The organism is Candidatus Zixiibacteriota bacterium (assembly GCA_034439475.1).
Taxonomy (GTDB): Bacteria; Zixibacteria; MSB-5A5; order GN15; family FEB-12; genus JAWXAN01.
Map to the genome: position 1 here is coordinate 16,978 of JAWXAN010000031.1, position 13,877 is coordinate 30,854.

The window sequence follows — 13,877 nt, forward strand, 5'->3', positions numbered from 1 at the left end:
GAAAGGCCGAAATGACATACCTATCTCTCGAAAACGTTCGTAAGGTTTACGACGAAAAGGTCGCCGTGAACGATCTCTCTCTGCAAGTCCCAAAAGGCGTGATTTTGGGAATCATTGGCCCAAACGGCGCAGGAAAGACAACCACAATTCGGATGGTCATGAATATTACCGCTCCGGATTCCGGTTCGGTTCTCTTTGAGGGACGTAAGATAGATGAATCCTTTAAAAATCGCGTGGGCTACCTTCCCGAAGAACGGGGCCTCTATAAAAAGATGACCCTTGAAGAAATTATTCTCTATATGGCCCAACTCAAAGACTGTCCTCGAGCTGTCGCTCAAACTCGTATTGCTCCTTGGCTTGAGCGGATGGGACTGTCTGATTACCGCCTCAAGAAAGTTGAAGAGCTTTCCAAGGGAATGCAACAGAAACTGCAGTTTATCACCACGATCCTTCACGATCCCGATATTATTATTCTCGATGAATTATTCTCCGGACTTGATCCCGTCAATATGGAGCTTATGAAAGGTGTCGTTCAGGACTTGAAACGCTCAGGAAAGACCATCTTGTTCTCGACCCATGTTATGGAGCAGGCCGAGAAGCTGTGCGACCATATTTGTATGATATCGGGTGGGAACAAAGTCATTGATGGAACAATGGCTGAGGTGAAAGCCCGATTCGGGAAAAACTCAGTGCAAATCGTTATTGACGGAGATGGTTCATTTATCCGTACTTTGCCGGGAGTAAAATCAGTGATGGAGTTCGGCACGTATCACGAACTCAAACTGGTCGAAGGAGCCGACACACAGGTCATTCTTCGCTCACTTATCGAACGAGTCAATCTCTACCGGTTTGAAGTCGTTGAACCGTCTCTCTATGATATTTTCATCGACATGGCCAAAGTCAATCCAGCCGAGATGACTCAGGATGCGGTAGAAGCGAATGTCTAAGTTTTGGATAATCTTCAAAAGCGAATACGGACAAGTAGTCCGCAAGAAGAGCTTTATTGTCGGAATCTTCCTCACGCCCCTTCTCATGGCGACATTCACAATATTGCCAACTCTCCTGGCTGACACTAAAGCCACTGAGAGCGAAAAATTGGCTATCATTGATCAAGGTGGCCAAGGCGTAGGGAAGGCCTTTAGCGAAGGACTTAATGAATATAAGCTCGAGGATTCTGTCGGGGCCTACTATTCAGTCACAAATATATTCACCCTTGAATCGGGTGACAGCGAGGAATACCAAAGGCTTCGTGATTCTCTCGATGCAGAGATTAACGAGAAGAATATCTTGTATCTTCTGGTTGTCCGACCTGACGCTCACCTCAATGATAGTAACGTGTTCTTAGTTACCAACAGCGATAAAATAAAAAGCCTCAACCGATTCGAGCGCGTCCTCACAGACATCCTCTCATCCAAACGACTCTCTGAGTCAAATGTCAACATGCCTGTCGATTCAGTGCTCCACTTGACTCGTCAACTTGAACTTGGCCTGCAGGACACTCAGGGAGAATCCATTCCATTTTTTGTCAAATACATGGGCGCGATTGTTTTTGTTATGCTGACCTTCACCATGATTATCACCTACGGCCAGATGGTCATGCGCTCGGTCATCGAAGAGAAGAATTCGAGAATTATGGAAGTTCTTATCTCATCGGTCAGCCCATTTCAACTGATGTTTGGCAAATTGATGGGACTTGGCGCGGCGGCCTTTACACAAGTGCTCGTCTGGGTTTCTCTCGGAGCTCTTTTATTCGTCTCCCGTGGAATGTTGGGACTCAATATCGACTCTTCAATAGACCGATTGTTGTTTAATCCTGTAATAATATTCTTCTTTGTCGCGTTTCTGATTACCGGCTATATCATGTATTCATCGATATTTGCCCTAATAGGGTCGATAGTTAACACCGAAAAGGAAGCGCAGAACTTCATTTTCCCTATAACAATGTCGTTGATTCTGCCGATGATGGTAGCAATAGCCGTAATTCAGGAGCCGCATTCGGTACTCGCGATGACACTTGCTTTCATTCCCTTTTTCACACCAACAATGATGATTATGCGGATTATATTTATTGCGCCGACTGTCACTGAATACTCGCTCTTTTCAGGAATTGTAGGGGAGGCCCTCTTAGGCCTGATCTTAGTTATTCTCACCTCTATGGTTATTGTATGGCTCACTTCCCGAATATTCCGCGTCGGGATTCTCATGTACGGCAAGCGCCCAACGCTTCCTGAACTTGTAAAGTGGGTTAAGTATTAAACCTATGCATATTTCATTTATCCGACCGCTCTCATATCTCAAACTTCTGCTTTTATCGTGTTGCTTTACACTCTTCATGGCCGGCGGAACGTACTTTGTAGAACTCGACGGCGGCCAATTGCAGGCATCGGAGACAGCTGACACGCTTGCCAGCTATAAACTGAGCTTCGACACGGCCTGCAAACTTGATAAATTTGCTCCAAAAGTAAATAGCAAATCAGCGATACTTGTGGACTGGAACACTGGTAATGTGCTCTACGCCAAAGGTGCCGAGGAAACTAGGCCAATTGCTTCGATCTCAAAGCTCCTCTCTGCGATGGTAATTCTCGATAAAGGCACCGACCTCGCGCTCACTGAGGTTATCACAAAAGAAGATGCTCGCCGATCGTCGCGTTCAAGATTGCCCGTCGGCACCAAGCTCACCTTGAGAGATTTCCTCAACGCCTCGCTTCTGGTCTCTGATAACCGGGCGACCCGTGTTCTTGCCCGAGCCACATGCGGCTCAATCGATGCCTTCGCGATTGAAATGAACAAGAAGGCCAAAGAGCTTGGACTGACCCATTCTCTGTTTTTTGAGCCTACTGGACTTGATTCAAGGAATGTGTCTACAGCCCACGAAGTGGCAATGATTCTCTATCATGCTTCCAAATACAAACTCATCACATCGATCACTTCGAGCAAGTCGAGCAAGATTCGTCTGCTTAACCGCAAGAATCGCTTCATGACCCTCACTAATACAAATCGCCTGACCCTGTCCAAGATGAAAGTTCTTGCGGGAAAGACCGGCTACATCAACGAAGCCCAGCACTGCCTGGCGACTATTGTTCAGAACAGTAAAGGGGAGAAGCTCTCGCTTGTTGTGTTAGGTGTCCCGGGCGATAAGCTCAGGTTCCGCGAGGCTCGTAAGCTTGCGGAATGGGGCTTTAAATAGTCCTGAATCTTCTCAAGATATAATTTCCATCCAGTCGTAAACCAATGTCTCATCACGCCAGAGTGTTTGAGATATGTTTATTCTTTCACCTAACCCATAATAGGCAGCCTGTAAGGCGCCCCATGCGGTAACCCACCGCTGAGAACAACAGATCGTTGCGAACCGAAGAGGGTCTAACTGCCCTCAGAATCTAAGCATATTTAAAGGAGTAACGTCCCATAAGATATATTATGTTAACTAATGCGTCAACTATACAGAAATGCCTCTAATATCATGTTGCTTGTCACTTCACAACTATGTTTAGTAGCCTACTTGGGACATAGATTTTGCGGATGATTTCCTTGCCTAAGGTCTGACTCTTCACCTTTTCTGTGGCCATAGCAACCTGTTCTATCAATTCCTGGCCGGCGTTTGTGGGTACGGTCACTGAATCGCGGAGCTTCCCATTCACTTGAATCGCTATGACAATCGTCTCACCTACACTTGCATTCTGGTCAGCCACAGGCCAGTTCGATTTGAAAATTGAAGTGGTAAAGCCAAACGATGCCCACATCTCTTCCGCCATATGGGGCGCAAGCGGCGCTATGAGTTGAACGGCTTTTAGGATAACCGAGTCATTCAACTTGTCGGTTGGAATAACATTTGGATCGTAGTCACGAATCAGCTCCATAAGGGCCGAGACGACGGTGTTAAACTGCAGACGTTCAGAATCATCGGTAATTTTTTTAATAGTCTGATTAAGCCTGATATAGATTTCTTTCTCGGCTTCGCTCAAATCCGCGAGATTAAAGCGTTGCTTTAAGTCCGGATTACTCCGGCGATACATATCCTTCAGTGGATAAAACTTCGAGAGCACAAACTTCTCTACACCAGTCAACGAATCACTGCTCCACAACACAGGCATCTCCGACGGAGCAGTGAAAAACATTCCGAGCCTCGTAATATCGACCCCGCGCGACTCCATAAGCGCAATCGGAGAAACGACATTCCCTTTTGATTTAGACATGACCTCACCTTTTGAGTCGGCAACCATTCCATGGTTAAAAAAGCGTGTGGCAGGCTCAGAAAAGCTCAAAAGACCGAGATCATGCAGAAACTTGGTGAAAAAGCGGAAATAGATGAGATGGCCAGTTGCATGAGTAATCCCACCCACATAGAGATCAATAGGCATCCACGATTTGGCTTTTTCGGCATTTACCGGAGATTTATCGTTATTGGGATCCATATAACGAAGATGATACCAGGACGAACAGGTGAATGTGTCCATCGTGTCCGAGTCCCGTTCAGCCGGGCCACCGCATTTGGGGCACGTTGTATTTATATACTCCGGGACATCGGCAAGCGGCGAGCGTCCTTTTGGCATGAAGTTATCCACTTTGGGAAGAATCACGGGAAGCTGGTCATCTGGAACGGGAATCTCTCCGCATTTTGGGCAGTGAATTATTGGTATCGGGCAACCCCAGTAACGCTGGCGTGAAACCGACCAGTCTTTTAGCTTATAATTAACCCTAATCCGCCCGATAACTTTGGACTCGGCAAAGCTATTTACCGCCGCTATAGCTGTCTCGCCGGACAATCGGTTAAAGTTGCCGGAATTGACCATTGCACCATAATCGGTAAAAACCGTTGATGGCGATTCGAGACTTTCTCCAGTAGATGCTGGACCTTGAAGTACTACTTTAATCCCAAGATTGTACTTTGTTGCAAATGAGAAATCCCGTTCGTCATGCGCCGGAACAGCCATGACTGCGCCGGTTCCGTAACCGGCCAGAACATAATCGGCAACCCAAATCGGGATTTTCTCTCCGCTGAATGGATTGACCGCATACAGCCCGGTAAATACTCCGTCCTTTTCCCTGTTGGCAGCAACGCGTTCGATATCAGTTCGGCCAGCCGACTTTTTGATATAATCTTCAACTAATACTTTATATTCACCGGCTAATTGCATGCGGGACAAACTCTCAGACTCCGGCGCAATTGCCAGATATGTAACTCCATATACCGTATCCGGGCGGGTTGTAAAGATTGGTATCTTCTCCCCTGTTGATTCAACTTTAAAATCGATTTCAAGTCCGTGCGACCGTCCAATCCATTCCCGCTGCATAGTTTTCACATTTTCAGGCCAACCGGGCAGTGTGTCCAAATCATCAATAAGCCTGTCAGCATACTCGGTTATTTTGAAATACCACTGAATCTGGACCTTCTTTTCGACAAGACTTCCGCAACGCTCGCATTTGCCGTCTTTAACTTGCTCATTAGCAAGCACGGTCTTGTCTTCGGGACACCAATTGACAAAACCGCGCTTTCTGTAAGCCAATCCCTTTTTAAAGAGCTGAATGAAGATCCACTGCGTCCATTTATAGTACTCCGGGTCGCAAGAGGCTACTTCCCGCGACCAGTCGTATGATATTCCCACTTTTTTGAGGGTATCTCGCGACACTTTAATGTTGCTGTACGTCCAATCCGCAGGATGAATGTTGCGCTGAATTGCCGCCCGTTCTGCAGGAAGTCCAAAGGCATCCCAGCCAAGCGGGTGAAGAACATCTTTGCCAAGCATCATTTGCCTTCGAGCGACAGCATCGCCGATTATATAATTGCGGAAATGACCCATATGGATGTCACCCGACGGATAGGGCCACATGACCAGCATATAAAACTTCTCAGCCGGTCGGGCGATTTCTGGCGCTTGGAATGTCCGATTCTCTTCCCAATACGTTTGCCATTTGGCTTCGATTGATTCAAAATCGTATTTCCGGGCGGGTTTTTCGGTCTGTGGCTGTTCTTTTGGAGTTTCCATAACTGGAATTATAGTAAAGAAAATTTGCAGGACAGGCAAGAAGTTTGGCGTGTCAATCGATCGGCTTGAATCCACGCAGACGGTGTAATAAAATTGTTCCGCCGGAGAGTTTGTTCGTCACCAGCGCCTTTGCTCGTTCCAGATGATATGGCAAGCCGTCCCCGAATTTGCAATCAATCGTGTAATTGGTGTCGTAGCTATAAATCGGAAATCGCCCTCTGGATAGTGAGGTATCGTTACTCATCGGAAATTGCATTCCGAAACCGCTCGTAAAACTAGCTTCTTCAACAAATTCGAGCACCCGACTATCAAATCGACCAAATGGATAACTGATAGTTTGGACCTCCCGGCCGGTAATATCCTCAAGTATTGCTTTTGAACAGTACAGCTCGTCTCGAAGCCTGTCGTTAGAGAGAGTTCTGAGGTCACAGTGAGTATGCCCGTGAGAGCCAAAATTGACACCTTGAGAACTCAGCGTCATAATCGCTTCTTTTCCGAGGTGCGGGGTGGGCGCGAAATGAAAGCTGTAATCCCAACGGTTGCTCTTTCCAATCAGCGCAGTGGGGATGAATATAGTCGGTCTGATTCCGAATTCCTCTATAAACGTCGGCAGAATGTCTTGAAGATGAGCATAGCCATCATCGAAAGTCAGCGCAATCTCATTGATTTTTGCCGTATTGTGGGCCTGAAATAAAGAAGCGAAGATCCATCCTTCGCTCCGCAATGTGCTCAATAATTTTATAAGCCGCTTCGGTGAGAAATTGGTGACTCCATAGCTGAACGACGGAATCAGCTTATGAAAGGCCAGTACATGCGGCATACTTGCAGCGCTTCGTTTGCTTAAGCGACGTGGGCAAGCGCCTGTTTGTCGGCCGGGCCAAGCACCGCGACGGCCATTTTAGAATCGTCAAAAAGTCGGTTGGCCAATTCAAGTACCTGACTCGGGGTCACACGATCGATCTCTTTGAGTGTCTCAGATAAGGGTTGGAAGCGTCCCAAGAGAAGTTCGAGGCGGGCGATTCGGTTCATGCGGTTTGAGGTTGATTCCAGTGACAGCGTCAATTGACCTTTAATCTGCGCTTTTACAGGGTCGAGCTTTTCAGCCGTAAGCTTGGTGCGTTTCATGCGCCGACATTCGGCCAGAACGATGTCGCTTGCTTGTTGCAAGTGGTCGACGTCAGTACCGAGGTAAGCGCCGAAGATTCCCGTATCTCGTTGGAAATCATGAAAAGTATAGACAGAATATGCCAATCCCTTTTCCTCACGGACTTTCTGAAAAAGAACTGAGGACATTCCGCCGCCAAGATAGGCATTTAACGCAAGCGCCGTCATGCGGTCTTTTGATCCATAGCTTACGCCCGGAAATCCAAGACAAAAATGGGTCTGGTTGTTTGTGCTTGAGGTTATGCTGATATTTTTCTCAAGAGATCTTTTTGCGGCTACCGGCGCTGCCGCAACACCCATGGGAAAGCTGAATTTATCCCGAACCAATTTCACGAGCCGGCGATGAGAAATCGAACCGCTGGCTGCGACAACAATTGAGCCCGAACGATAGTGGCGCTGAACATATTCAAGCATAGTCGCACGATTGAAGCTCATTATGTTTTCCTTGGGGCCGAGAATCGGAGCTCCAAGGGGATGGTCCCCCCAATATGTCTTGGCAAATAGGTCATGGATCTGGTCCGATGGATTGTCGATTGATTCTTTTATCTCTTCGCAAATGACCAAACGCTCACGGTCCAAATTGATCTTGGTATAGGTCGAGCAGCAGGTGATATCAGCGAGGACATCAATGGCCTCGTCGAGATATTCATCAAGCACACGAGCGGTATAGCACGTCTGCTCGCGAGAGGTGAAGGCGTTCAGTCCGCCGCCAATGGATTCAAGCGAATAGGCAATCTGTTTGGCGGTGCGCCTTTTGGTTCCTTTAAAGAGCATATGCTCGATAAAATGAGATATCCCGTTTTCTTCACGAGTCTCGTTTCGAGAACCCACCTCTACCCACACGCCAATTGAAATCGACCGAACGGAGGGGATTTCCTCTGTGACTATACGCAATCCATCACTTAATGTCGTCTTTTGAAAGAGACCGCCACCAATAGCGGCTGTTCTAATCGCCATATCTGATTCCCACTTTTATTGCTGTTGCTCGACAAGGAGGGCTCTTCGTGAAAGTCGGATTTTACCATCATTGTCGATGTTTATTACTTTTACATCGATTCTATCCCCGACCTTGACAACGTCTTCTACCCTGCCCACACGCTTCACATCCAGCTCTGAAATATGAACCAAGCCATCTGTTCCTGGGAATATCTCCACAAAGGCGCCGAAATCTGCCACACGGCGGACTGTGCCATTGTAAACGCGTCCCATTTCAGCTTCGGCGGTAATCTCCATCACACGGGCAAGAGCCGCGCGTCCGGCATCGGCATCGACTGATGCAATAAGCACTGTGCCGTCATCATTGATGTCAATTTTCGCGCCCGTTTCCTCGACAATTCCACGAATGATTTTGCCGCCAGGGCCAATCAACTCGCCAATCTTGGAAGGATTAATTTTGACGGTGATAATCCTTGGGGCAAACTCTGAGAGTTGATCGCGATGTTTCGGTAGAGCGGCATTCATGACTTCAAGTATCTTCAGTCTCGCCGTGCGTGCCTTGTCGAGCGCAACTCGCATTGTTTCAATATCCAGCCCGTCGATTTTAATATCCATCTGGATTGCAGTCACACCATTAGCCGTTCCGGCAACTTTGAAGTCCATATCGCCAAAATGATCCTCATCGCCGAGGATGTCGGTCAGAATGGCGACTTTGCCATCACCTTTGATCAGACCCATTGCAATACCGGCAACCGCAGTCTTGATGGGAATACCCGCATCCATCATTGAGAGCGAGCCGCCGCATACCGTAGCCATGGAGGATGAACCATTGGATTCCATGATATCCGAGACAACGCGAACCGTATACGGAAAGTTCGTCTCGCTGGGTATCACAGGAATCAAGGCGCGCTCGGCAAGTGCGCCATGGCCGATTTCTCTGCGGCTTGTGCCGCGAAGCGGTTTGGTTTCTCCGGTGCTGAACGGCGGGAAATTGTAGTGGAGCATGTAGCTTTTGGTCGATTCACCCTCGAGTTCATCAAGCCGTTGCTCGTCAACCTTTGTTCCCAAGGTCACAGCAACAAGTGCCTGCGTTTGACCGCGGGTGAAAAGCGAAGAGCCGTGGGCGCGAGGAAGAACACCGGTCTCGCAGCTAATCTCACGAATGTCATCGGGCTTGCGACCGTCGATTCTCACATTGTCTTTGAGAATCATATTACGCATGGAAAGAGAATCAAGATCATGAAGAATTGTCTTCGCCTTGCTACCCATGTCGGGGAACTCATCTTTCAGTTTTGTAACAATTGATTTATCGAACTCTTTCTTTTTCGTCCGACGCGTGTCCTTATCAGAGATTTTATTGAGGTTGTCATACTCATTTCCGACGAGCGAAGTCACTTTGGCTGTCAGCTCAGGATTTGTAGCAACAGGAGTGTAGGTAAATTTCGGCTTGCCGGCTTTTGAACGAAGCTCATCGATTTTGGCAACTATGGTTTTGATATGCTCATGCCCAAACAGAAGCGCATTGATGATATCCTCTTCTGATATCTCATGACCGCCGCCTTCAACCATCGTGATGTCGTTCGCCGAGCCAGCCATAGTGATTGAAATATCGCTCTCTTCCATTTGCTGAATTGTCGGATTGACAACAAATTCGCCATCGATTTTGCCGACTCTGCAGCCAGCGATCGTTTTCAATGCGGGGACATCGGAAACTGCGATTGCTGCGGCGGTGCCTATCAGCGCAAGGATATCGGTGTCATTCTTCTGATCGTGAGAAACGACATAACTGATGCACTGTGTCTCTCCAAGAAAATCATCAGGAAAGAGCGGCCGTATGGGCCGGTCGATAATACGCGAGGAGAGGATTTCCTTTTCGGTGGGACGTCCTTCTCGTTTGAAGAACCCGCCCGGAATCTTTCCGGCGGCATACGATTTTTCTTTGTATTCAACAGTAAGAGGGAAAAAGTCAAATCCCTCTTTCGGCTCTGTTCCGGAGCAGACAGTGGCAACTACCATTGAGTCTCCGTACCGGACAGTTACCGCACCGTTTGCCTGTTTGGCAATTCGGCCGGTTTCGATGATCATGCGGCGTCCACCGAGATCAAATTCTACAGTATGAACCATTCACAACTTCCTTTTCTATTTAGCGACGTAGCCCCAACTGAACCAGCATATCGCGATAACTTTCGATATCGCGGCTCTTAAGATAATCAAGCAGGCGGCGTCTTTGACCGACCAGCTTGAGCAGCCCATGGCGGCTGTGAAAATCCTTCTTATGTACCTGCATGTGACCCGTTAAATGATTTATCCGTTCAGTCAGCAGGGAAATTTGCACTTCGGGTGATCCGGTATCTTTCTCGTGCAAACGGTGTTCTGCCATAAGCGCAGCTTTGCGCTCCTTTGTTACTGGCATGTCGTTTCTCCTTTACTTATTATTTCCAAAACATGTTTCTTATCTAATTCAATTTGAGCAATCAGAGCTTCGGTGGACTCGAATTTACGGCTCTCCCGAATATAATACATGGGACAGACAGTAATTATGGAATAATATATGTCCTTATCAAAATCAAAAAGATTTGCTTCAACCGTCACTCCGGAGACGGGATTTAAATGATTTTGCCCGATAAAGAGCATTCCGTGCTTTTCCTCCCCTTCAACAAGGGCTTTGCATGCATACACGCCTTCTTTGGGCAGTAGTTTCCGATCATGACAGCGGACATTTGCCGTCGGGTATCCCAACTTTCGTCCCATCCCAATTCCTCGCTCGACGGCGCCGGTGATGGCATAGGGATGGCCAAGCATTGTCAAAGCGTCTTCCAGATGACCATCCATAAGCGACGAGCGAATCCGAGAGGAAGAAATAGGTTTGCCGCTAAACAGGACAGGCTCTACGACCTCAACTTCGAAGCCAAACTCCCGGCCAAGTCTCTGCATCTCCGGAATCGTGCCCCCTCTGTTCCTTCCAATGAAGTGATTGAATCCAACAATCAGGCGTTTGGTCTTGAGCTGAGCGACCAATATCTCCCGAGCAAAATCTTCATGTGTCAAATTCTTCACAGTTTCGGTAAACTCTATTACAATCATGCGTCCGGAAACAGAATCACCCATAAAGTTCTCTTTTTCTGTTGGAGAAGTCAAGAGGCGAGGCGCTTTGTCCGGGACAAGAAGCTCCAAAGGGTGATTTAAAAATGTCAGTACAACCGACTCAAGATCTTCACTTTGCTCGGATTCCCTAAGCCGGTTGAGGATGGCCTGATGTCCTCCGTGGACTCCATCAAATACGCCAATCGTCACAACCGAGCCATGTTTTTTGCTTTTGCCGATATTATTCAAGCCGTGGACGACTTTCAAGCTCATGATAGCACCCGCTCGTAGCTGAGGATGGCGTTTGTCGTGCCAGGCAGGCGCATCAAGTCCTCTGACGAATAGTTGGCTTTGGCCACAGCCAAAGCCTTTCCGGACTGGCTCTGAAGCAGTATTCGTTCGCCGGTACTGAATACGCAATTTATTTCGGCTATGTCCTGGGGCAGAGGCACCACGCCGTTCGCCACACGGGAGAGAAACGTGTCATGGATTGTAATTGCGCCGAAATGCAGAACATCTTCTGCAGACAGAAGTCGACCTTGGAGTAACTTATCCTGATGGAGGGCTCTAATTTCTGAAAGATTCACCGATTTCGAGAGGGAAAGCATTCCCACATGACTGCGTTTTAGGCCTGAGAGATATGCGCCACATCCGAGCTTTTCACCAATATCCACTGCCAACGATCGGATATATGTCCCCTTTGAGCACCTTACGAAAATAAAAAGACGATTCTCTTCGTGTCCCAGAAGCTGAAGCTTGTGAATACAGACCTGCCGAGACGGCCTTTCGACCGTTTCGCCCCGTCTGGCCGACTTGTAAAGCCGTTCCCCGTCGACTCTGACTGCCGAGTAAAGAGGAACCTGCTGCGTGATCTCGCCTCTAAACGACCCTAATACTTCGCTTATTTGGTATGGTGTAATATGTGAAATATCCAGTGATGTTTCATTGGGAGAAACACCTTCTGCGTCGCCTGTTTCTGATCGGATACCCAAGGTTATTTCGGCCTCATAACACTTATCGCAGTCTGAAATGAATTGGCTCAGACGGGTCGAACGACCCAAGCAAAGAACAAGAAGGCCCTCTGCCAGGGGATCCAATGTGCCAGTGTGACCGATTGATCTCTGTTTTATTGCGCGTCGAACCATCACCACCGCATCGTGGCTTGAGATTCCACGCAGCTTATTAAGAAGAAGCACTCCGTCGTATTGCTCACTCATGAGGGCTGAATTGCTCCTGAAGGTGAGTGAGGATTTCCAATTTTGCTTCTTCTATCGATTTCGGGAGAAGGCAACCGGCGGCATTGAAATGCCCCCCTCCGCCATAAATTGCAGCTATAATTGAGGCATTGACATGATCTTTTGTTCTCAGAGACACCTTGGTATGGGATTTGTCTACCTCTTTGAAAAGCGCGCCAGCTTCGACTCCCTGAGAATAGAGTGTGTAATCCACAAGGCCGTCAGACTCAGACTCCTGTGCCCCGTTTTTTTTGAGCATTTCTTTTGTCAGGCTGAGAAAGCATGCCTTTCCCTGGGCATGAAATTCGAGGCTCTGCAGAACCACGGCGAGGAGCTTTGTCCATGACTGGGGGGTGTTATAGTATATCTGGTCACAAATATGTCTTGGATTCGCACCGCATCGTACAAGTTCAGCGGCAACTTCAAATGTTCGTGCCGAAGTTGTGCCATAGCGAAAACGGCCGGAATCTGTCAAAACGGCAGTATAGAGATGCTCGGCCACAGATTGCGGAATCCGATAGCCAGTCTGCGCAAAATATTCAAACATCATCTGCCCGACTGACGATGCAGAGACATCCAGCCAATTAATGTGGCCGTAATGGTTATTGTCTCGATGGTGATCTATATTTATGATAGTGTCTGACTGAGCGAGATAGTGTGCGCTATTCCCGGCTCGGTCAATGACCGGACATTCAAGAACTAATGCGACATCAAAACGTTGTGTTTTGTCCAATGTGTCGGCCCGAACTATCTTTTCGATTTCCGGCAAAAAGTGATATTTCACTGGAATATTGGAATCATGCGTCATGACGACGGTCTTGCCAATTTCGGTCAGATAATGACCACAAGCCAGTTGCGTCCCAAGCGCGTCACCGTCGGGGTCAATATGGGAGACGACCAAAACCGTCGATGCGCTGGCAATGCGATCATGGATTTCATCGATCTTGGCGACGGCTTCCGATATGAGTGCTTCAGGGTTTACGTTTGTCATTAACTTCATTCAATAACCGTTCAATTTTTAAACCGGCCTCTGTCGAAGGATCGAATTTGAAGAGGAGTTCGGGAATGTGGCGGATGCTCAGATTCTTTCCGATTTGGCCCCGGAGCCTGCGAGCTTCGCGAAAAAAGAAATTATCAATTAAAATACGCGACTCTTCGCTTCCCAAAAACGAATAAGAAACCTTGGCATGCCGAAGGTCTCTGGAAAGCTGGACAGCAGTTATCGTGACCATTCCATAACCGAAATCTTTCAACTCGTTTTCAAGTAAGATTGAAAGATCCCGGCGAATCTGTTCACCTAAGCGGTCTGAACGCTGAAATTGTTTCATAATATGATTGCCTCCGTTTAGAGTAAGAGACGGTGTGAGATCAGGATGTGGAATTAAATCCGGCAAACTCGATAGCTCGCCCATACCTGCCAACTGACATACGCGCGGCATATTGAAGAAAAGGCTTTGCAATGTATCAATATGCG

12 protein-coding genes are annotated in these 13,877 nt (G+C 47.8%); 3 read left to right on the forward strand and 9 right to left on the reverse strand.

Features of this window, described 5'->3' with window-relative positions:
• The first annotated feature begins 11 nt into the window (after window positions 1-11).
• The 3 genes from SGI97_03825 to SGI97_03835 are packed head-to-tail and all read left to right on the forward strand — an operon-like array spanning window position 12 to window position 3,187.
• Window positions 12-947 carry an ATP-binding cassette domain-containing protein gene (locus SGI97_03825; protein MDZ4723020.1) on the forward strand — a complete coding sequence of 312 codons (936 nt, stop codon included), beginning with the start codon at window positions 12-14 and terminating at the stop codon, window positions 945-947.
• Window positions 940-2,256 (forward strand): ABC transporter permease, encoded by a 1,317-nt coding sequence (locus SGI97_03830; protein MDZ4723021.1) that lies wholly within the window; start codon window positions 940-942, stop codon window positions 2,254-2,256. The genes SGI97_03825 and SGI97_03830 overlap by 8 nt, the downstream gene beginning before the upstream one ends.
• Before the next feature lie 4 nt (window positions 2,257-2,260).
• Window positions 2,261-3,187 carry a serine hydrolase gene (locus SGI97_03835; protein ID MDZ4723022.1) on the forward strand — a complete coding sequence of 309 codons (927 nt, stop codon included), beginning with the start codon at window positions 2,261-2,263 and terminating at the stop codon, window positions 3,185-3,187.
• Between the two features lie 283 nt (window positions 3,188-3,470).
• Here the strand turns inward: SGI97_03835 and leuS are convergent, their stop codons facing one another.
• From leuS to rbfA, 9 genes are read right to left on the reverse strand one after another with little or no spacing between them, the layout of a single operon-like run.
• Window positions 3,471-5,984 carry a leucine--tRNA ligase gene (leuS, locus tag SGI97_03840; GenBank protein MDZ4723023.1) on the reverse strand — a complete coding sequence of 838 codons (2,514 nt, stop codon included), beginning with the start codon at window positions 5,982-5,984 and terminating at the stop codon, window positions 3,471-3,473.
• 52 nt (window positions 5,985-6,036) lie between these two features.
• On the reverse strand, window positions 6,037-6,804 hold the full coding sequence (locus tag SGI97_03845) for a polysaccharide deacetylase family protein (GenBank protein MDZ4723024.1): 768 nt from the start codon (window positions 6,802-6,804) through the stop codon (window positions 6,037-6,039).
• Window positions 6,805-6,824: 20 nt separating this feature from the next.
• On the reverse strand, window positions 6,825-8,105 hold the full coding sequence (locus SGI97_03850; GenBank protein ID MDZ4723025.1) for a pitrilysin family protein: 1,281 nt from the start codon (window positions 8,103-8,105) through the stop codon (window positions 6,825-6,827).
• Window positions 8,106-8,120: 15 nt separating this feature from the next.
• Window positions 8,121-10,208, reverse strand: coding sequence for a polyribonucleotide nucleotidyltransferase (gene pnp / locus SGI97_03855; protein MDZ4723026.1), 2,088 nt, complete (start codon window positions 10,206-10,208; stop codon window positions 8,121-8,123).
• A 19-nt stretch (window positions 10,209-10,227) separates the two neighbouring features.
• Entirely contained in the window at window positions 10,228-10,497 is a 270-nt protein-coding gene (rpsO, locus tag SGI97_03860; GenBank protein MDZ4723027.1) for a 30S ribosomal protein S15, read from the reverse strand.
• Window positions 10,488-11,441, reverse strand: a complete 954-nt coding sequence (locus SGI97_03865) for a bifunctional riboflavin kinase/FAD synthetase (protein MDZ4723028.1) — start codon at window positions 11,439-11,441, stop codon at window positions 10,488-10,490. Before SGI97_03865 ends, rpsO begins: the two co-directional genes overlap by 10 nt.
• Window positions 11,438-12,385 (reverse strand): tRNA pseudouridine(55) synthase TruB, encoded by a 948-nt coding sequence (gene truB, locus SGI97_03870; GenBank protein MDZ4723029.1) that lies wholly within the window; start codon window positions 12,383-12,385, stop codon window positions 11,438-11,440. Before truB ends, SGI97_03865 begins: the two co-directional genes overlap by 4 nt.
• Entirely contained in the window at window positions 12,378-13,394 is a 1,017-nt protein-coding gene (locus SGI97_03875) for a bifunctional oligoribonuclease/PAP phosphatase NrnA (GenBank protein MDZ4723030.1), read from the reverse strand. The genes truB and SGI97_03875 overlap by 8 nt, the downstream gene beginning before the upstream one ends.
• Complete coding sequence (rbfA, locus tag SGI97_03880; GenBank protein ID MDZ4723031.1) at window positions 13,375-13,731, reverse strand: 30S ribosome-binding factor RbfA; 357 nt, start codon at window positions 13,729-13,731, stop codon at window positions 13,375-13,377. Before rbfA ends, SGI97_03875 begins: the two co-directional genes overlap by 20 nt.
• Window positions 13,732-13,877 lie beyond the last annotated feature (146 nt).